At 64.8% G+C, this 19,432-nt stretch carries 18 protein-coding genes; 2 read left to right on the top strand and 16 right to left on the bottom strand.

Features of this window, described 5'->3' with window-relative positions:
* Positions 1–105: 105 nt before the first annotated feature.
* The 10 genes from X751_RS144160 to exbB all read right to left on the bottom strand — a co-directional run bounded on the left by X751_RS144160 (position 106) and on the right by exbB (position 10,758).
* Entirely contained in the window at positions 106–1,887 is a 1,782-nt protein-coding gene (locus X751_RS144160; RefSeq protein ID WP_023745377.1) for an ABC transporter ATP-binding protein, read from the bottom strand.
* A gap of 187 nt (positions 1,888–2,074) precedes the next feature.
* Positions 2,075–3,019 (bottom strand): acetamidase/formamidase family protein, encoded by a 945-nt coding sequence (locus X751_RS144155; protein WP_023715885.1) that lies wholly within the window; start codon positions 3,017–3,019, stop codon positions 2,075–2,077.
* The gene (locus X751_RS144150; RefSeq protein ID WP_023745378.1) at positions 3,009–4,652 is read right to left on the bottom strand and encodes an ABC transporter substrate-binding protein; all 1,644 of its coding nucleotides are present in this window, start codon (positions 4,650–4,652) and stop codon (positions 3,009–3,011) included. The genes X751_RS144155 and X751_RS144150 overlap by 11 nt, the downstream gene beginning before the upstream one ends.
* Positions 4,653–4,680: 28 nt before the next feature.
* The gene (locus X751_RS144145; protein WP_023693234.1) at positions 4,681–5,601 is read right to left on the bottom strand and encodes an ABC transporter permease; all 921 of its coding nucleotides are present in this window, start codon (positions 5,599–5,601) and stop codon (positions 4,681–4,683) included.
* Between the two features lie 13 nt (positions 5,602–5,614).
* Entirely contained in the window at positions 5,615–6,517 is a 903-nt protein-coding gene (locus tag X751_RS144140; RefSeq protein WP_023693235.1) for an ABC transporter permease, read from the bottom strand.
* On the bottom strand, positions 6,495–7,094 hold the full coding sequence (locus X751_RS144135) for an ANTAR domain-containing protein (RefSeq protein WP_023693236.1): 600 nt from the start codon (positions 7,092–7,094) through the stop codon (positions 6,495–6,497). The genes X751_RS144140 and X751_RS144135 overlap by 23 nt, the downstream gene beginning before the upstream one ends.
* On the bottom strand, positions 7,091–8,185 hold the full coding sequence (locus X751_RS144130; RefSeq protein WP_023700174.1) for a transporter substrate-binding protein: 1,095 nt from the start codon (positions 8,183–8,185) through the stop codon (positions 7,091–7,093). The genes X751_RS144135 and X751_RS144130 overlap by 4 nt, the downstream gene beginning before the upstream one ends.
* A gap of 171 nt (positions 8,186–8,356) precedes the next feature.
* The gene (locus tag X751_RS144125) at positions 8,357–9,307 is read right to left on the bottom strand and encodes an energy transducer TonB (RefSeq protein WP_023745379.1); all 951 of its coding nucleotides are present in this window, start codon (positions 9,305–9,307) and stop codon (positions 8,357–8,359) included.
* Positions 9,304–9,762, bottom strand: a complete 459-nt coding sequence (gene exbD / locus X751_RS144120; protein ID WP_023745380.1) for a TonB system transport protein ExbD — start codon at positions 9,760–9,762, stop codon at positions 9,304–9,306. Before exbD ends, X751_RS144125 begins: the two co-directional genes overlap by 4 nt.
* 6 nt (positions 9,763–9,768) lie before the next feature.
* The gene (gene exbB, locus X751_RS144115) at positions 9,769–10,758 is read right to left on the bottom strand and encodes a tonB-system energizer ExbB (protein ID WP_023687757.1); all 990 of its coding nucleotides are present in this window, start codon (positions 10,756–10,758) and stop codon (positions 9,769–9,771) included.
* Positions 10,759–11,084: 326 nt separating this feature from the next.
* Here exbB and X751_RS144110 point away from each other — a divergent pair, with 326 nt between their 5' ends.
* The gene (locus X751_RS144110) at positions 11,085–11,753 is read left to right on the top strand and encodes an isochorismatase family cysteine hydrolase (RefSeq protein ID WP_023686098.1); all 669 of its coding nucleotides are present in this window, start codon (positions 11,085–11,087) and stop codon (positions 11,751–11,753) included.
* Between the two features lie 88 nt (positions 11,754–11,841).
* Here the strand turns inward: X751_RS144110 and X751_RS144105 are convergent, their stop codons facing one another.
* Complete coding sequence (locus X751_RS144105; RefSeq protein WP_023745381.1) at positions 11,842–12,798, bottom strand: LLM class flavin-dependent oxidoreductase; 957 nt, start codon at positions 12,796–12,798, stop codon at positions 11,842–11,844.
* 158 nt (positions 12,799–12,956) lie between these two features.
* Entirely contained in the window at positions 12,957–13,112 is a 156-nt protein-coding gene (locus X751_RS1000000165830) for a hypothetical protein (RefSeq protein ID WP_023670454.1), read from the bottom strand.
* A 233-nt stretch (positions 13,113–13,345) separates the two neighbouring features.
* On the opposite strand from X751_RS1000000165830, the gene X751_RS144100 reads away from it, so the two are divergent.
* Positions 13,346–14,113 carry an SDR family oxidoreductase gene (locus X751_RS144100; RefSeq protein ID WP_023686096.1) on the top strand — a complete coding sequence of 256 codons (768 nt, stop codon included), beginning with the start codon at positions 13,346–13,348 and terminating at the stop codon, positions 14,111–14,113.
* A gap of 209 nt (positions 14,114–14,322) precedes the next feature.
* On the opposite strand, the gene X751_RS144095 is transcribed toward X751_RS144100, so the two are convergent.
* The 4 genes from X751_RS144095 to X751_RS144080 all read right to left on the bottom strand — a co-directional run bounded on the left by X751_RS144095 (position 14,323) and on the right by X751_RS144080 (position 19,311).
* Positions 14,323–15,267 (bottom strand): ABC transporter permease, encoded by a 945-nt coding sequence (locus X751_RS144095; protein WP_023694455.1) that lies wholly within the window; start codon positions 15,265–15,267, stop codon positions 14,323–14,325.
* Positions 15,264–16,319 (bottom strand): ABC transporter permease, encoded by a 1,056-nt coding sequence (locus tag X751_RS144090; protein WP_023683937.1) that lies wholly within the window; start codon positions 16,317–16,319, stop codon positions 15,264–15,266. Before X751_RS144090 ends, X751_RS144095 begins: the two co-directional genes overlap by 4 nt.
* 281 nt (positions 16,320–16,600) lie before the next feature.
* Positions 16,601–18,112, bottom strand: a complete 1,512-nt coding sequence (locus X751_RS144085; RefSeq protein ID WP_023745383.1) for an ABC transporter ATP-binding protein — start codon at positions 18,110–18,112, stop codon at positions 16,601–16,603.
* Positions 18,113–18,285: 173 nt separating this feature from the next.
* Positions 18,286–19,311: a BMP family protein gene (locus tag X751_RS144080; RefSeq protein ID WP_023694458.1), complete on the bottom strand. Its 1,026-nt coding sequence runs from the start codon at positions 19,309–19,311 to the stop codon at positions 18,286–18,288.
* Between the last annotated feature and the right edge of the window lie 121 nt (positions 19,312–19,432).

Here is a 19,432-nt window from a genome sequence, read left to right on the forward strand (position 1 = left end):
CCGACCGTATAGTGGCCGCCGTCCACCTAAGACGCGGTAAACCCGAGACGGCAGTTCTTGGTTGTACTCAACAAAGTAAAAGAACAGCTGCCAGCCAGTGCGGGCTCAGCTTTCCGCAGTAACCAGATGGCCGCCGCCGACATCGTTCAGCGCCAGCTTCAGCGGCGCCTCCCCGATCCTGCGGGTGGCGCTCGGGATTTCCTGGTCGAGGCGCGCGAAGCGCGTTCTGCGCTGCGCCGGATCGGGCACCGGCACCGCTTCGATCAGCCGCCTCGTATAGGGATGGAGCGGGTTGGAAAACACCTGGTCGCGCGTGCCCATCTCGACGATCTGGCCGAGATACATGACGGCAACGCGGTCGGAAATGTTCTCGACCACCGCCATGTCGTGCGAGATGAAGAGATAGGCGACGCCGAATTCGCGCTGCAATTCCTTCAGGAGATCGAGCACGCGCGCCTGCACCGAGACGTCGAGCGCCGAGACGCTTTCGTCGGCGATGATCAGTTTTGGTCGTAGCGCCAGCGCTCGGGCGATGCAGACGCGCTGGCGCTGGCCACCGGAGAATTCGTGCGGGTAAAGCTCCATCTGGTCGGCCGACAGGCCGACGCGCTCGAACAGCGCCGCGACCCGTTCCCGGCGCTCGTCCTTCGAGGCGATGCCATGAATCACCAGCGGCTCGGCGACGAGCTCGCCGACGCGCATGCGCGGATCGAGCGAAGCGAAGGGATCCTGGAAAATCATCTGGACGTCACGGCGCACCGCCTTGCGCTCGTCGCGGCCAAGACCGGAGAGATTGCGCCCGCCAATGACGATGTCGCCGCTATACGGCGCCAGTCCGGCCAGCGCCTTGGCGGTCGTCGACTTGCCGCAGCCGGATTCGCCGACCAGAGCAAGCGTTTCGTTGGGCGCGATCGAGAAGCTGACGCCCTCGACGGCGTGGACGCGGCGGGTGACCTGGCCAAAGATGCCGCCACGCAGATCGAAGCGGACATGCAGGTCGTTGATCTCGGCGACATTGGCCGGTTTCAAGACGTCAATCGCATCCCTGGATTTCTGTCGACCGACGCCACTGCCGATGCGCGGCACGGCAGCCAGCAGTTCGCGCGTATAGTCGGCCTGCGGCTGGACAAAAATATCCGATGTCGTGCCTTCTTCGACCATGCGGCCGTCGCGCATGACGATGACCCGGTCGGCCATTTCGGCAACCACGCCCATATCGTGGGTGATCAGGATGACGCTGGTGCCATGCTGGCGCTGCAGGTCGCGCAACAGCTCCAGCACTTCGCCTTGCACGGTGACGTCGAGCGCCGTCGTCGGTTCGTCGGCGATCAGCACGTCGGGCTCGAGCGCCAGCGCCATGGCGATCATCACCCGCTGGCGCATGCCGCCGGAGAGTTCGTGCGGAAACTGCTTTAACCGGCTTTCCGCCTCCGAAATGCGCACCGCCTTCAACGCCTCGATGGCGCGCCGGCGGGCTTGCGCCGACGACAGGCTGGTATGCGCCTCGATTGATTCGGTGAGTTGCCGGCCGATCGACAGAACCGGGTTGAGCGAGGTCATCGGCTCCTGGAAGATCATGGCGATGCGGTCGCCGCGAATGCGCCGCATCTGGCGTTCGTCGAGGGTTGCTAGGTCGGTGTCGCCCCGATTCCCATCCCGAAGACGGATCATGCCTGACGATATGCGCGCCGCCGGCTGCGGCAAAAGCTGCATGATCGCCAGCGCGGTCATCGACTTGCCGGAGCCGGATTCGCCGGCAATGCAGAGCGTCTCGCCGCGCGCCAGCGTCAGCGACAGGTTGGAGACGACATCGCGCTCGCCGTCCTCGCCGCGCACGCTGACGGAGAGGTTGGCGATGGAGAGGATGGGGTTGTCGGCGAGGGTCATTGTGGGTGGAGCCCTGCGACGGATTGGTTCCGTCGCACCATTCGCACAAACCTTGGCGCTGACCCCCACCCGGACCTCCGGTCCGACCTCCCCACAAGGGGGAGGTAGGGTGGCAGCGCTTTACCCTCCCCCTTGTGGGGAGGGTCGCTGCGAAGCAGCGGGGTGGGGGTGCGGCGCCGACGTACCGTCATTCAAACACGCAACGCGGAAAATAGAACGACACCACCCAGTTCGGCATGTCGACGATCTCGCTGATGCGCAGGTCCCCGCACACCGAGGCCAGCATATAGGCCTCGACCGGATCGATCTGATACCGCCCAGCAAGCAGATCGACCATCTGCGCCACCGCCTCCTTGGCGCCGGTCATCAGGTCCGGCCCGATACCCGTCGTCACCTCATAGCCCTTGGCGTCGAGATGGCGCGTCACCGGACCGGCGGTGGTGAAGCGCGGCGTCTTCAGCCTGGCGTCCTTGACAAGGTCGAGCTTGAGCACGACGTCCATCGGGCTCTCGATCGCCGTGCCGCAGACCTCGCCATCGCCTTGTGCGGCGTGCGTATCGCCGACCGAGAACAGCGCGCCGGCCACCTCAACCGGCAGATAGAGCGTCGTGCCGGCAGCGAGATCGCGGATGTCGAGATTGCCGCCGACCCGCCGTGGCGGCACCACCGAGTGAAGCCCCATCTCAGCCGGCGCATTGCCGATGGTGCCGGCGAACGGCTTCAGTGGTACGCGCGCGTTTTTCCCGAACAGCGCCGGTTCGAGCGCGGCTGCATCGTATTTCCAGATGTTCAGCGCCGGTTCCGTGAAGTCGTCGGCGAGCAGGCCGAAACCGGGAATGTTCGCCGTCCAACCGAAGCCGGACGGTTTGAACATCTCGATCGTCACCTTGAGCGCGTCACCCGGCTCGGCGCCCTCGACGAAGATCGGCCCGGTCACCGGGTTGACCCCGGCGAAGTCGAGCTTGACGATTTCGGCGACCGTGCTGTCGGCGTTCAGCTGGCCGCCGGCGGCATCGAGGCACTGGAACTCGATGGTCGCGCCGGGCGCCACCCGCTCGGCCGGGATAAAGGAATTGTCCCAGCCGAAATGGTGATGGCGCCCATGGATGGTGTAGTCGCAGCTATTGCACATCTTTTACGTACACATTGTCATAGTTGATCGGGATATGGACCGGGTCGACATAGAGGTTGTCGGCGCCGCCCATTCGGGCGGATTTCATGGTGAAGCGCTGTTCGTTGAAGACCGGCGCCCAGGGCGCGTCTTCCATCACCTTGTCGTAGATGGCGCTCCACATCTTGTCGCGTTCGCCGGCCTTTGCCGGGTCGACCACAGAATCCGCCTCGGCCGCCTTGGCGTCGAGGTCCTTATTGCAGTACCACGACCAGTTCCAGCCGCCCGGCACCGCGCCGGCGCAGCCGAGGATCGGGCCGTAGAAATTCGACGGATCGGGGAAGTCGGCGATCCAGGCCATGCCGCCCGACCAGATCATCGGCGCGCCGGCCTTGTCACCGCCGGCGGCGATGACATTGGCCTGCGCCAGCGACTGGATGCTGGCCTTGATGCCGATGGCCGCCAGGTCCTGCTGGATCGCCTGGGCAATGCGCGGGTTGGGATCGGTGTTCATGGCGAACAGCTGCGTGTCGAAACCATCGGGATGACCGGCCTCGGCCAGCAGCGCCTTGGCCTTGGCTACGTCATAGGGATAACCTTTGTATTCCTTGTCGTAGCCCGGCATCGACGGCGGCAGCGGCTGATTGGCCGGCACGGCGCGGCCGTTGATGATCTGGATGATGCGCGCCTTGTTGAGCGCCATGTTGACGGCCTGACGCACCTTAACATTGTCGAACGGCGCCATGGTGGTGTTCATGGTGACGTAGCCGGTGTGCAGCTGACCGCCTTCGACGACACGCGCCTTCTGCTCGGGATCGGCCATCACCTCCTGGAACTTGGCCGGCGGAATGCCGTCGCCGGGAACATCGATCTCGCCCTTCTGCAAGCGCAGCAGCGCCACGATCGGCTCCTGGCCGATCTCGAAGGTGATCTTGTCGAGATGCGGCAGGCCCTTGTGCCAGTAATCCGCATTGCGCTCGAAGACGATGCGCTGTCCCAGCGTCCACTCGGCGAGCTTGAAGGCGCCGGTGCCGACCGGATGCTTGCCGAAATCGGCGCCATATTTCTCGACCTCTTCCTTCGGCACGACATGGGCGAAATTGATGGCCATGACGTGCAGGAAGGTGGCGTCGGGCCGGGTCAGTTCGAACTTGACCGTGTAGGGGTCGATGACGGTGACACCGGACAGGCCTTCGGCCTTGCCGGCGGCGACATCGTCATAGCCCTTGATCGAGCCGAAGAAGCCGGCGCCGGGGCTCTGCGTCTTCGGATTGGTGACGCGGTCGAGCGAATATTTCACGTCGTCGGCCGTCATCTCGCGGCCATTGTGGAATTTCACGCCATGGCGCAGCTTGAAGGTGAAGGTCTGGCCGTCGGGCGAAATCTCGTAGCTTTCTGCCAGATCGGGCTTCAAATTGGTGGTGCCCGGCTCGTAATCCATCAGCCCATCGAACAGGCTCTTGATCATCGACCAGTTCTGCCAGTCATAGCCGATCGCCGGATCGAGGGTCGCAACATCGTCCTTGTAGGTGATGGTGATGGCGCCGCCTTGCTTGGCGTTGGGATCGACCGTGTCTTCGGCGCGGACGCTTGTCATGCCGAGCATGAGGGCCAAGGCCGATGCCGCGACTGTGGATGCGAGAAACTTTTTCATTGTTGTGTTCCCTTTCTCTGTTTCATTTTCATCTGAGCTTGATGCGGGGATCGATGAACGGCGCGATGATGTCGGCGAGCAGATTGCCGAGCACGATGGCGAAGGCCGAGACCAGCGTGACGCCCATGATGATCGGAATGTCGACGCGCTGGATCGCCTGCCACGCCAGCTGACCGATGCCGGGCCAGCCGAACACGCTTTCGACGACGACGATGCCGCCCATGAAGATGCCGATGTCGATGCCTATCATGGCGATGACCGGCAGGATGGCATTCGGCAGTGCGTGGCGGAATATGATGGCGCTGCGCGCCAGGCCTTTGGCCCGCGCCGTGCGGACATAATCCTGGCGCAGGACGTCAATCATCGACGAGCGCATCATGCGCGCGTACCAGCCGGCGCCGAGTATGCCCATCGTCAGCGACGGCAGCACCAGATGGCGCCAGGTGCCATAGCCGCCGATCGGGAACCAGCTGAGACGCACGGCAAAGACGTAGAGCAGCAACAGGCCGACGACGAATTGCGGCGCCGAGACGCCGACGAAGGAGGCCACCATCAGGGTCTGGTCGGTGGCGGAGCCGCGCTTGACGGCGGCGATCAGCCCCATCGAGAGCCCGATCAGCAATTCGCAAAGGATGGCGCCGACCATCAAAAGCAGGCTGGCCGGCAGCCGCGAGACGATGAGTTCGGTGACCTCCGAGCGCTGGATGTAGGAGCGGCCGAGATCGCCGCTGAGTAGCTTCGTCAGATAGTGCCAGTACTGGACCACGAAAGGCTGGTCGAGGCCGAGTTGCTGGCGGATGTTTTCCACCGTCTGCGGCGTGGCACTGCGGCCGGCGATCTGCCGCACCGGGTCGGCCGGCAAGAGGTAGAGCAGCGCAAAAGTGATCAGCGAGACGCCAAGCAGGATGAGCAGCGACTGGATCAGCCGGCGGCCGAGATAGGCGATCATGACCGGCCCCCCATTATTCCCGGCCCCTTTGCGTCGGATCGAGGATGTCGCGCAACGCGTCGCCGATCAGATTGAAGGCCAGCGCCAACGCGAGGATTGCGGCGCCGGGGAAGAACACCAGCCAGGGCGCGGCCTGGAAATAGGTCTGGTTCTCGAAAATGATGTTGCCCCACGACGCGGTCGGCGGCTGCACACCGATGCCGAGGAAGGAAAGCGTCGCCTCGAGCAGAACCGTGGTCGAGATGCCGAGCGTGCCCCAGACGATGATGGTCGGCAGCAGATGCGGCAGGATGTGGCGAAATAGGATGCGCGGCGCACTCGCCCCGATGCTGCGCTCGGCATCGATGAACTCGCGCTCGGCCAGCGATGAGGTCTCGGTGTAGATGACACGCGCCGTCTGCACCCAGTTGACCAGCGCGATGACCATGGCGACGATCCACAGACTCGGCTGAAACACTGCCGCCAGGCAGATGGCGAGCAGCAGCGCCGGGAACGCCATCATCAGATCGGTGAAGCGCATCAGCGCACTGCCGATCCAGCCGCGGAAATAGCCTGCGGTGACGCCCACCAAAGTGCCGATCAAAAGCGCCACGCCATTGGCGACGATGCCGATGATCAGCGAGGTGCGGGCGCCGTAGAGGATGCGGGTCAAGAGGTCACGTCCGAGCAGGTCGGTGCCGAGCCAATACTGGGCGCTGGGCGGCAGCGGCGAGCCCTCGATGGTCAGGCCGTCGAACATCTGCTCGTTGGGATCGTAGCCGGTCAGCCGGGGCGCCAGCACGGCGCCGGCGACAACAATGGCGACGATGACCAGCCCGAGCAGCGCCAGGCGGCGTTTGACCAGCCGACGCCAGACGCCGGCGCGCGGTTTTGCCGGCATGCGTACCGGGAGATCAGGCGCGATGGGACTGGTCATCGCCGCCTTCCTCATCCGTCATTGCCACGATCCTGCGCGCGGCATCCTCGACGCTGATCTGCCAGCTCATCGCCAGCGATCGCAGTTGTGCATAGGCACGCTCGTCATCGCTGCCTTTCGACAGCGCCGTCACCGCGCGCACAATGGTCTGGCGCTCGGCGACGCGCTGGCGCAGCGACGCTATCTCGCCGGCTAAATGCTTGCGTGCCTCGAAGCTCTGCCTTGCGATCAGCAATGCGCTGTACACACCGGCATTGCCGACCGGCTTCAGCAGCTGCGCATCGGCCTTGTGCGACAGCGCCCATTCGATACGCCCCGGCGCCTCGGAACCGATCAGCGCCACCAGCGGCATCGGCGCCTCACCGGCTTCCCACGGGAACTGCTCGTCGAAACCGAGATCGGCATCGAAGAAGACGAAATCGGCGGCGAGAGCTTCCGGCGGCAATTCCGGCCAGCAGTCGATCGTAGCCAGGCCGATGGCCGACAATTGCCTGGTGATGGCCTGCACCGTCGGATGCGGGCGATGCAGGATGAAAGCCCGCGCGCCGCCGAGATTGGGGATGCGCGTCCGCGTCATGACACCACCCTCAGACGCGGACGGCCGAATGTCTTGGCGGGGTCGTAGCGCGACAGATATGGATCCGGCGCGACCTCATCCTCCTGGCTGACGACCTCGAAGAAGCCATCGGCGATCCGGCCGATGATCACCGGCAGCGTCGCGTGCTGGGAGTGGGCGTCGATGGCGATCGGCCCGAGCCGGGTGGAGAAGCGCCGCTCGGCGAAGGCTTTGGAAAATTCCGCCGGGCCGGCATCAGTGTCGCGCGACAGCACGTCGGCCATCACCTGCACCGAGGCATAGGCGGAGGCCTCGAAGGACGAAGCGAAGGCAGCCGGCCGGGGCGCGAAATAGGGCCCGACCGACAGATGCCCTTTCCCTGTATCGCCGATCGCCGGCAACTCGCCTTCGGTGAGGTTGCAGGAGATGACGGGGCAGTTTTCCGGCCTGAATGCCGCATCCTCATCGCCCAGCTCGCGGTAAGCCGCCAGGAAGGCGTAGGATGAGGTGCCGATCAGATTGTTGAGGATGAAGCTCGGCCTCGTCGCCCGGATTTCCGCGATCAGCCGCGACACGTCGGTCTCGCCGATGCGCAGATAGCGCTCGCCCAGCACTTTGCCGCCGGCATCCGCGATCAGGTCGCGCGCCACGCGGTTCATCTCCCAGCCCCAAATGTAGTTCGAGCCGAGCAGGAAGCCGTTGGCGCCGAAACGCGGCACGACATGCGCCATCAGCGGAACCAGATGCTGGTTGGGGCAGGCGTGCATGTAGACGACATGCTCGTTGGCCTCGAACCCTTCATAGGGGCAGGCATACCAGAGCATGCCGCCGGCCTTCTCCAGCACCGGGATGGTTTCCTTGCGGCTCCACGAGGTGACGCAACCGACGACATGGCGCGCGCTGCTGGTCCTGAAAATGTCCTCGCACAAAGTCGCGTAGCGATCGGCATTACTTTGCGGATCGCGCTCGACCGGAACCAGTTCGATGCCATAGCTCCGATCGGCATTGATGTCGGCGATGGCGCGCATGGCGCCCATCCGGCACGCATCGGAGACCAGCTGGTAGCTGCCCGAACGGGAATACAGGATGCCGATCTCGATACGCCGTTTCAAACCGATCCTCAGAAATGACAATGCCCCGCAGCCAGCGCCGGAGGGCGAGGCATACGAGGCATATTTGCCGCCCGGCGACCAAGGCCGGTATTTTGCGTTAGCGTATTCGGTCCGGCGGGTCAGTCAAGCGGGAAAGTACGTGGTCATGGGATCGGCCTTGTCCGGCTGCTTCTAGTTCCGCAGCGTGAACATCAAAGGCGCCACGACAGCCGTACCGGCCTTCTCAGGCGGTGGCGCGGGCACCGTCGCACCCTGCAGAATGCCGAGCGCGGCGCGATCGAGATCGGCGTCCCCCGAAGATCGTGTCAGCCGGACGGAGGTCACCTTGCCCGAAGCGCTGACGACGAAGGTCACATTTGCGGTACCCACGGCGCGCCGCGACCTTGCCGCGCTCGGGTAGCGCTTGTGCCGATTGATCCATCCGATCAGCTGGGAGTTCCATTTGCTTGCACTGACTGATGATCCTCTCGATTGCGAAGCCTTCGGCGCCGACGCCTTCGCCGCTGCCTTTTGATCGACACTGGCGGTCACGACCGCTTTCGCCGGCGCGGCCTTTTCCTTCTTCTCTTTCGGTTTCGGCTTGGGTTTTTCGGCAGCCTTCTTCGCCTTCTCGATCGGCTTGGCCTCCACCGGCTTGGTCTCCGCCGGCTTGGTCTGGGGCAGCGGAATGACCACATCCGGCGCTATGGTCGGGACGATGTCGGGCACCACCTCATCCAGCGGCGGCGCTTGATCGGGCTGCTCGGCCGCTGCCGTCTCGATCGGAGCGGCGGGTTGAACCGCTTCCGTCTTCTCGGTGACCGGCTCCGGCTGACCGGGCTCGGGCTCTACGACGGGCTTCAGTTCGGCAACCGCCTCCTCGATCTGGTTCGGCGGCTCGGGCGTCACCACGTCGGCCGCTGAGTCCACCCGCACCGCCGGCGCCACCATCATCGGCGACAGCTCGATAGCCACAGCCGGCGGCGGGCCGCCATCGGCCATGTTGGCCAGGCTGAAGCTCTGGACGGCATAGACGATCGCGACATGCGCGCCGACAATGACAATGGCCGCAGCCGCCCACAAGCCAATTTCGCGCACGCCGGCGCGCGGCGCCGCGGGGGCGGCGGCGGCCAGTTGCGTCACGGGGCGGCGCCCGGGTGCGCCGCGGATGCGTCCGCCGGCACCGTCTCCAGCCCCACCAGCGCGATCTTCAGATAACCGGCGCCGCGCAGCAGGTTCATCACCTCCATCAGCTCGCCATAACCGACCGCCTTGTCGGCACGCAGGAAGATGCGGGTCTGCTTGTCGCCCTTGGTTCTGCCGTCGAGCACCGCGGCGAAAGCCTGGCGCGGCACGCTGTCATTGCCGATCGCCAGCGTCAGATCGTCCTTCAGCGTCAGGAACAGCGGCGTTTCCGGCCGCGGCGCCGGTCTCGCGGTCGAACCCGGCAGATCTACATTGACGTCGACTGTCGCCAACGGGGCAGCGACCATGAAGATGATCAGCAGCACCAGGATGACGTCGATGAACGGCGTCACGTTGATCTCGTGGCTTTCCTCGAGATCGCCGTCGACAGTCTCGCGAATTCTAGCCGCCATGGCCCATCACTCCGCCGCCAGCGCGGGCGCCTGCGGCACCGTGCGGAAATCGAGATCGCGGCTGACCAGCCGTTCGACCCCGGCCGAGGCATCGGCAAGGAGCTGCCGGTAGCCGGCTATCGACCGCGCAAAGACGTTGTAGATGACCACCGCGGGAATGGCCGCGACCAGGCCCATCGCCGTGGCGAGCAGCGCCTCGGCGATGCCGGGCGCGACGACCGCGAGGTTGGTGGTCTGCGCCTGCGAGATGCCGATGAAGGCGTTCATGATGCCCCAGACGGTGCCGAACAAGCCCACGAAGGGCGCCGTCGAGCCGATCGTCGCCAGCACGCCAGTGCCGCGCGACATGCGCCGCGCCGCCGCCGCTTCGATGCGCGACAGGCGCGACGTCACGCGTTCCTTCAGCCCGTCGCCGGTGACATGGCCGAGCGCACCGGCCGAAAGGGCAGTCTCTTCCTCGGCCGCCCGCACCAAAAGCGCACCGGGGCCGCCACTGTTGCCAAGCGCGCGCCCGGCCTGGCGCAGCGTGGCGGCATTGCCGATGGCGCGCGCAGCGCGACGGGCGCCGAGCTTGCCGAAGAGAATCTCCAGCGATTTGGCCAGCCACACCGTCCAGGTGACCAGCGAGGCGAAGGCCAACCCGATCATCACCGCCTTGACGATGATGTCGGCGGCCATGAACATGCCCCAGGGCGACAGATCGTGCGGCAGCGTCAGCGATATTGCCGAAGGCTCGGCCTGCGCGGATGCACCGGGCTGGGTTGCCGGCTGTGGCGCGGTCGGCGCCGCCTGCCCGGCAGTTGGCGAAGCCGGCGCGACAGGCGCAGCCGGTGCGGGCCGTTCGACTGCGACCGGGGAAGGCTGGGCCGCCGACCGGGCAGCTGCAGCGGGTTCCGTCGTCACCCTGGGCTGCGTGTTTGGCTGCTCTTGCGCAGCAGCGCTGCCGGCCGACAGCATGACCGCGGCCAGCGCCGCCAACAAACCATTTCTGGACACGCTTCGTCCTCGCTTCGTCATTGCACGTACCGATCGGCTGGTCGGTGACGGAATGTCGACCCCGAAAATCCAGCCACTGGTTCTGGCTTCTCTCAAACGCGGCACAGCCGCTGGAAACAATTCAGGCGGCCGAGTGCCCTGCTTGACTATAAAACATGAGTTTGCCAGTCAACAAACAAGATGGCTTTTTTGGCCAACGATTATCGGCGCGATGTCTCAGCGGCACATCGTCTTGGCGTCGGTCTACCTGGTGTCGTCGCACTGAGGGATGGACGGCCGCAGGGTTGCTGGGCCACGATACCGGGCAGCAATTGAGGCAGGCTGCGATGATCAAGGCGATACCGTTCGATTTCCCCTATGACGGCCGGCTGGTGCCGGCAAACACCGCGCTGCTGGTCATCGACCTGCAGGAGGATTTCCTCTCGCCGACCGGCTATTTCGCCAGGAAGGGTTATGACCCCGCGCCGCTGCGCGCCATCCTGCCGACAGTTAACCGACTGATATCAGCGGCACGCGCGGCCGGCCTCACCATCATTCACACCAGGCAGGGATATCGCGGCGACATGGCCGACATGACGCCGTACGAGAGATGGCGCCGCAAGCGGGCGGGTCTCGAAGGCACCGACGTGCTGCTGCGCTCCGGCCCCGGCTTTCAGATCGTCGCCGACATCGACGTCGCGCCGCACGACATCATCGTCGACAAGACCTGCAACAGCGCCTTCACCTACACCGACCTGGAACTTGTGCTGCGCGCACGCGGCATCACCCATCTGATCTTTTCCGGCTGCACGACCGATGTCTGCGTGCACACGACGCTGCGCGAGGCCTGCGACCGCAATTTCCAGTGCCTGACCATCGCCGATGCCTGCGCCAGCGGCGACCAATACGCGCATGACGCGGCGCTGCATATGGTGACGGTGGAGGACGGGGTATTTGGTACGCTGACGGAATCTGACGCGGTGCTGGAGGCGCTGGCAGTGCTGAGTGGTGATTAGACGCTGGCGGGACAGCACCCCTCTGCCCTGCCGGGCAGAGGGGGGTGTGAAGGAACGCTACGAAATAGCTTTCATTCCACCCGCAAATTCACCCTGCGTGAATATCCGACCCGCCCCGCGAGGCAAACGCGCCGGGCTGCGGCACCTCCGCCTCCCGGCCTGCCAGCGAGTTGCGCAAGAGCGCGATCGTCTCGCGGCCGACGCTGGCGATCTCGCGCGGCCGGTCGACACCGACGATCATGAACTCGCTGATGCCCAGCGCCGCATAGGGCAGCAGCGACAGGGCGATCTGCGCCGGTGGTCCGGAAAGTTCGACCGCCTTGTGGGCGACGGTAGAGGCGCCACCCTCCGAGCGGACCCGGACCGGAAGCGCAAAACGCAGCTTGCCGGCGCGGCCATGCTCGGCGGCGGCGCTGCGCGCCCGTTCCATCAGCTGGCGGATCTCGTCGAGCGAACCAGCCGTGAGTTCAAACACGTCGGCATGGCGGCCGGCGACCTTGAGCGCGGTGCCGGACTGGCCACCCATGCGGATGATCACGTCGACGCCATGCGGCCCCTTGCGCGGCACATAGCCACCCTTGATGCTGTAGAATGCACCTTCATGGTCGAAGGGCCGGTCGTTCGACCACAGCCGCTTCAGCAGCACCAGATATTCGTCGATGCGCTGCCAGACCACGGTGTGGCCGACCGGACGCGTCTCGGCATCGTCGTCATCCAGCGGCTCGCTCAGCATCCTCAGCGCCAGCCGGCCGCCGCTCCTGGCGTCGAGCGCCGCCAGTTGCCGCGCCGCAACGGCTGGCGCGATCACGCCGGCCCAGTGCGTCAGCACCACTTCCAGCGACGAGGTGCGGTCCAGCGCCTGGGCGGCGATGTCCATATTGGTCAACAGCCCGGCCGGGTCGTCGACGACGATGTTCTGGAAGCCGGAATCCTCGATCAGCGACAGCTTGGTCGCCGTCTCGACGAAATCATAGAAGAACGGTACGGCCGAACCGGCATCGGCGGCATGCGTTTTACCGGGAACATGCGTGAACTCGATCGGCATTGCCATCTCCTCCATCACGTTGGACGTATGTCGCCCCCGGTTTTGAGACGACGACATGCGTAAAAACAAGCATCAGCGCCAAAGCGCGTCCGCGTTCGGTTCATCAACTCCGGTCACTCACTGAAAGCGCTAGGTCGCCACCCTTTCGGCCTGATCGGTCAGGGAATCAAGCCGAGCACGACTGCCCCGGTGAACACGAACGCAAGGGCAAAGACGAGATAGGCGAAAGCGCCGGCATAGGCCGGGCGGAAAGCCTGGCTATTGGCCAGCCTCTGGCTGGTGCGGTCCGTCTCGGCGTTCTGGATATAGGACATATCGACCTCCGTCTTGCGGATTAATCTATAAAATCAGTAGACTTTGTCGAGTGCTATTTTTTGGCGATATGTAGAATGATTTTCTCAGTATTCCTTATTATTTGGTTTGGGATTGCTGGGAGACCCCTGCTGGCGACAAGCGAGCGACAAGCTTGGCCGACATCTGCATAGGCGATAGCATCGCCATTCCGGCGTAAATGCGGATCATTTCGATCGGGAACGGGGAACAGAACATGGGTACAAGACTAGCCGGCAAGATTGCAATCATCTCGGGCGGCGCGACCGGAATGGGCGGAGCGGCCTCGGAATTGTTCGCCGCCGAAGGCGCCAAGGTGGCGATCATCGACCGCAATGGCGAGGCGGCGGCAGCCACTGCGGCGGCGATACGCGCGCGGGGACATATCGCCGAACACTGGGTGGCCGACGTCTCGGACGAGGCGCAGGTCGAGGCCGCAGTGAAGGCGGCGACTGCCAGGCTCGGCCCGGCCACGGTGTTGTTCAACCATGCTGGCACCATCGTGATAAAGCCGTTCCTGGAGACGACAGTGCAGGAATGGGACTGGCTGCATGCGGTCAATGTCCGCTCGATGTTCCTGATGACGCGCGCCGTGCTCCCGGGCATGATCGCTGCCGGTGGCGGTTCGATCGTCTGCACCTCGTCGATCTCGGCTGTGGCGGCCACACCCATGGAGGTGCTCTACGACACCACCAAGGGCGCCTGCCACATGTTCGCGCGCGCCATCGCAGTCGAATTCCGCGACCGCAACATACGCTGCAACGCCGTCTGTCCCGGCTTCATCCGCACGCCGCACGGCCTGCGCGAGGTCGCCGATCTCGGCAAGCTCGGCGTCGACGTATCGGACGCCGCATTGGCCGCGCAGCAGGGCCGCATCGGTGAGCCTGAGGAAGTGGCCAAGGCAGCGCTGTACCTCGCCAGCGATGAGTCCAGCTTCGTCAATGGCACGCATCTGTTTGTCGATAATGGTTTTACGGCGATGTGAGTATCCCAGGCTTGGCGCCCTTCCTCTCCCCCGTCGATCGGGGGAGAGGTGTCGAGCGCAGCTCGACGGAGTGGGGGTCGACCCTTGGCGCAAGGAAGATTCATGCGCACCCGTTGGCAACAGTGGCGAGGTGGTTCCCCGCTCCGTCGCTGCTTCGCAGCGCCACCTCTTCCCCCGGAGGGAGAGGAAGGGCGCCAAGTCCTACTCGCTTACCGCTCTTCTCGTCGAAACGGCTTCAGCAGCGCCGACGGCGCAACCGCGTTGCGTGACATCACGGCCATCGCGACGATGGTGAAAATGAACGGCAGCATCAAGAACGTCTCATAGGGAATATGCCCGAGGCCGCTCGCCTGCATGCGCAATTGTAGCGCATCGACGAAGGCGAACAGCAGCGCCGCGCCCGCAGAGCGCCACGGGTCCCAGCGGCCGAACACGACCAGCGCGATCGCCACCCAGCCACGGCCCGACACGACACCAAAGGTGAAGGCGTTGAACTGTGCCATGGTGAGGAAGGCGCCCGCAAGCCCCATCAGCGCACCGCCGAGGATGACCGCCTGGAAGCGCGTGGCGATGACGCTGACCCCAGCGGAATCAGCGGCGCGCGGGTTCTCGCCGACCATCCGCACCGACAGCCCCCAAGGCGTGCGGTAGAGCACGAAAGCAGCGAGCGGGATGGCAATGATTGCCAAGTAGACCAGCGCGAACTGGTTGAAAACCGCTGACCCCAGAACCGGAATATCCGACAGCAGCGGGATCGGCACCGTCTGAAAACCCTTGATGCTGGGCGGCACCGATTGCTGGCCGAAGGTCAGACGGTAGAGGAAATAGGCAAGGCCGGACGAGAACAAAGTAACGCCGATGCCGCAGACATGCTGGCTGAGGCCGAGCGCCACGGTGAACAGCGCATGGAGCGCACTCATCGCCATGCCGGTCAACACCGCGGCCAGCACGCCGAGCCACAGGCTGCCGCTGAGGCTGGCGGCGGTGAAGCCGGTCATCGCGCAGAGCAGCATGATGCCTTCGATACCGAGATTGAGCACGCCGGCCCGCTCGGAGAACATCTCGCCCAGCGTGGCAAATGCCAGCGGCGTGGCGATGCGGATAATGGCGGCGAGGAAGCCGACCTGAAAGATCTGTTCGAACACCGCGCTCATAAGGCGGCACCGACGCGGCGGATGCGATAGGCCGTGAACAGCAGCGCCACCAGCATGGCGAGCAGCGCCGTGCCCTGGATGACATCGCTGAGGAACGCCGGTACGCCGGTGGCGCGCGACATCGCTTCGGCGCCGGTCATCACGGCGGCCAGGAAGATCGCCGCCGGTACGACGCCGAGCGGATTGAGCCTGGCCAGCATGGCAACGACGATGCCGGAATAGCCATAGCCCGGCGAAATGTCGCTCATCACCTGGAAATGCACGCCGCCGACCTCGCCGACGCCGGCAAGCCCGGCCAGCGCGCCCGACAGCAGCGCCGTCGAGATCAGCACCCGCTCGACATGTATGCCGCCATAGCGGGCGGCTTCCGGGCTTTCGCCGGTGACCCTGATCCGGAAGCCGAGCGTGGTGCGCACGATCAGGAACCAGATCAACGGGGCCGCGATCAACGCGGCGATGACACCCAGATGCAGCCTTGTGCCTTCGAGCAGCACCGGGAAATTCGCCGAATCCTCGATCGGCGGCGAGATCGGATAGCCGCTGAACGAGTCCTTCCACGGCCCCTCGATCAGCGCCATCAGCGCATAGTAGATGACCGAGTTGAGCAGCAGCGAGCTGACGACGTCATCCACCTTGAATTTGACCCTGAGCGTCGCGGGCACCAGCGCTACCGCGGCACCGGCAGCAGCGCCCGCCAGCGCCATCGACAGGATCGCCAGCGCGCCCGGCATTGGGATGGCGCCGACGAAGCAGCTGGCCACGGCGCCGGCCAGCAATTGGCCCTCGGCGCCGATGTTCCAGAATTTGGCCCGGAAGGCGACGGCCACAGCCAGCCCGGTGAAGATCATCGGGGCGGCGCGCACCAGCGTTTCGGTGATGGCATAGCTGTCGCCGAACGAGGCCGACAGCATCACGCCATAGGCCTCAAGCACGCCGGCGCCTGCCAGCGCGATGAGGCCGCTGCACAGGACCAGCGCTGCGCCGATGGCCAGCAGCGGCAAAGCGAGATTGAACCAGGCGGGGGTGGAACTGCGGGCTTCGAGGCGGAACATCAGCTATGCCCCTCCGCCGCCCAGACGGTCGCGCCGCCCTTCATCCGCCTGCCGGCACCTTCTCCCCGAATAGACACGGGGAGAAGGGATCCGGGCCCTATGCAACTCCCCTCTTGCAGCTTTGGTGATTGGCGAAACCATGGGTGAGAGCCCCTCTCCCCGTCTCTATACGGGGAGAGGATGCCGGCAGGCAGGTGAGGGGCAGCGCTGACGCTTAAAGTCAGCCAAAAGCGGGCAGTATTATTTGAGGTTTCTGCGAGGAACCGAGTGAGAAAGTCCATCTAGGCTCTGCCCTCTGCCCCGGTCATCAGCAGCCCAAGCCGCGCGATGTTCGCATCGGCGCTGTCCAGCGTGCCGGCGATGCGGCCCTCATACATCACCGCGATGCGGTCGCAGAGCACCAGCAGCTCTTCGAGATCCTCGCCGATGACGATGATCCCGCAGCCCTTGGCACGCATGTCGAGGAATTTTTCGTGGATGAAGCGGGCGGCACCGATGTCGAGGCCGCGCGTCGGCTGCGAGACGATCAGCACCTTCGGGTCGAAAGCCAGTTCGCGCGCCAGCAGCGCCTTCTGCAGATTGCCGCCCGACAGCGCGCCGGCGCGGGTCATCGGCCCGGGGCACCTGATGTCATAGGCCTTGATCTGTTCTTCGGCGAAGGCGCGGATCGCATCTGGCTTGAGCAGGCCCCGGCTGCTGAAAGCCGCAGTACCAATGCGCGGCAACACCATGGAATCGGCGAGCGGCAGATTGGTGACCAGCCCGGTCGTCATACGGTCTTCCGGGATGCGGCCAAGGCCGAGCGCCTGCACCTCGCGCGGGGAGAACCGCGTCACAGGTTTGCCGGCTATCGTCATCACGCCGGCGTCGGGCGCGCGCGTGCCGGAAATCACCTCGGCCAGTGCCCGCTGGCCATTGCCGGAGACCCCGGCAATGCCGAGGATTTCGCCCGCGCGAACGGCAAGCGATACATCGCGCAGCGGCGTCCCCGAATGCCGTGAGGTGGAAATACCGTCGAGCGTCAGCACCGCCGCGCCTGGGGTCGAAGGTCCTCTTGCCGGCGGCACGATCTCATGGCCGCACATCAGCTGCGCCATTTCTGCCGATGTCGTGTTCGCCGGATCGTCGACACGGCCGGCAACGCGGCCGTGCCGCAACACGGTGCAGCGATGGGTGAGCGCCCGCACCTCGTTCAATTTATGCGAGATGAAGATGATGCCGAGCCCCTGCGCCGCCATCGAGCGCAGCGCCGAAAACAGCCCGTCGACCTCGCTCGGCGCCAACACCGCCGTCGGCTCGTCGAGGATCAACAGCCTGGCGCCGCGAAACAGCGCCTTGACGATTTCGAGCCGCTGCTGCTCGCCGACCGACAGCGCGGAGACAGGCAGGTTGGGGTCCAGCGTCAGCCCATACTGACGGCTGATGTCGGACAACCGGGCAAGTCCGCCGGCGCGGTCGATGCGGCCGGATTTGCCGGGAATGCCAATCAGAAGGTTTTCCAGGACCGTCAGCCTTGGCGCCAAATGAAAATGCTGGTGCACCATGCCGATGCCGGCGGCCAGCGCATCGGCCGAACTGGTGATCCGCACGGTCTTGCCCTGGATAAGAATTTCGCCGGCATCGGGCGCATAGGCGCCGAACAGCACATTCATCAGCGTCGTCTTGCCGGCGCCGTTTTCGCCCAGCAGGCCGAGGATCTCACCTGGGGCGACGCTTAGATCGACAGCCTCATTCGCCTTGACGGCGCCGAAGCTCTTGGTGATGCCGCGCATTTCGATGAGAGGGGCGGACAAGGATGCTCCTGCGGAGATACCCCTCCCCCTCGAGGGGAGGGTGCCGAGCGAAGCGAGGCGGGTGGGGTCACCTCAACTGCCTCAACCCATGACTTAGCAGGATGGAGCACTTCGCGGAGGACCCCACCCGGCCCTGCGGGCCACCCTCCCCTCAAGGGGGAGGGTACGCCGAGCTAATCCGAAACCGGCGTGTTCTCATCCACATCCACCCGGAAATTGCCTTCCAGGATCTCGGCCTTCTTCTTCTCGACCAGATCCTTCACATCCGCCGGCAGCGTCTTGTCGAATTTATGGTAGGGCGCCAGGAACGACCCGCCCTTGGCCATGCGCGAGAAATCGCCATAATCCTGCGCGGTGAAGACACCGGCCTTGACCAGCTTGATCGCCTGCTCGACCGTCGGATACATGTCCCAGACCGGCCCGGTTATGACCGTGTCGGGGCCGAGGCTCGACTGGTCGGACATGTTGGAGATGGCGAGGATCTTCTTGTCCACCGCCGCCTCGATGACGCCGAAGCGCTCGGCATAGATGACATCGACGCCGGCATCGATCTGGGCGACCGCCGCTTCCTTGGCCTTGGGCGGATCGAAGAACGAGCCAATGAAGGCGACCTTCTTCTTGATGTTGGGATTGACCTCCTTGGCGCCGGCAAAGAAGGCGTTGACCAGCCGGTTCACTTCCGGAATGCCCATGGCCGCCACCGCGCCGATCGTGCCCGACTTCGACATCTTGCCGGCGATCATGCCGGACAGATAGGCCGGCTCGTGGATCCAGTTGTCGAAGACGCCGAAATTGGGCTCGGCCGGGCCGGCGCCCGAGCCGAACAGCCATGCCGTCTTCGGGAACTGCTTTGCCGTGCGGCGCGATTCACGCTCGGCGGCGAAGGCGTCGCCCAGCACCAGCTGGTACCCGCCTTGCGCATATTCGCGCATGACGCGGCTGAAATCGGCGGTCTGCACCTTTTCCGACCATTTGTATTCGATGCCGAGTTCCTTCTCGGCCTTCTGCAGGGCGACGTGGATCTGGTTGTCCCACGGCTCCTCGATCGGCGTGGCGAAGATCGCCGCCACCTTCAGCTTCTTGTCCTTGGCGAGGGCTGCACCCGGCAGCATGGCTGCGGCCAGGCCAAGTGCGCCGAGTTCCAGCACGTCGCGCCGCGACAGGCCGGTCGATTGCGATTTGTTTTTCCGGTTTTCCATCTAGTGCCCCTCTGTTTGACAGCCGTGTCGAGCCGACTGTTCCGAAATCAGACGCGGAACTATGGAACGGGTGCGGACTTTTGTCCACATGGTCAAATTTGGCGGGACTGCTGCCGGGCTC

The organism is Mesorhizobium sp. LNJC394B00 (assembly GCF_000502555.1).
Classification (GTDB): Bacteria; Pseudomonadota; Alphaproteobacteria; order Rhizobiales; family Rhizobiaceae; genus Mesorhizobium.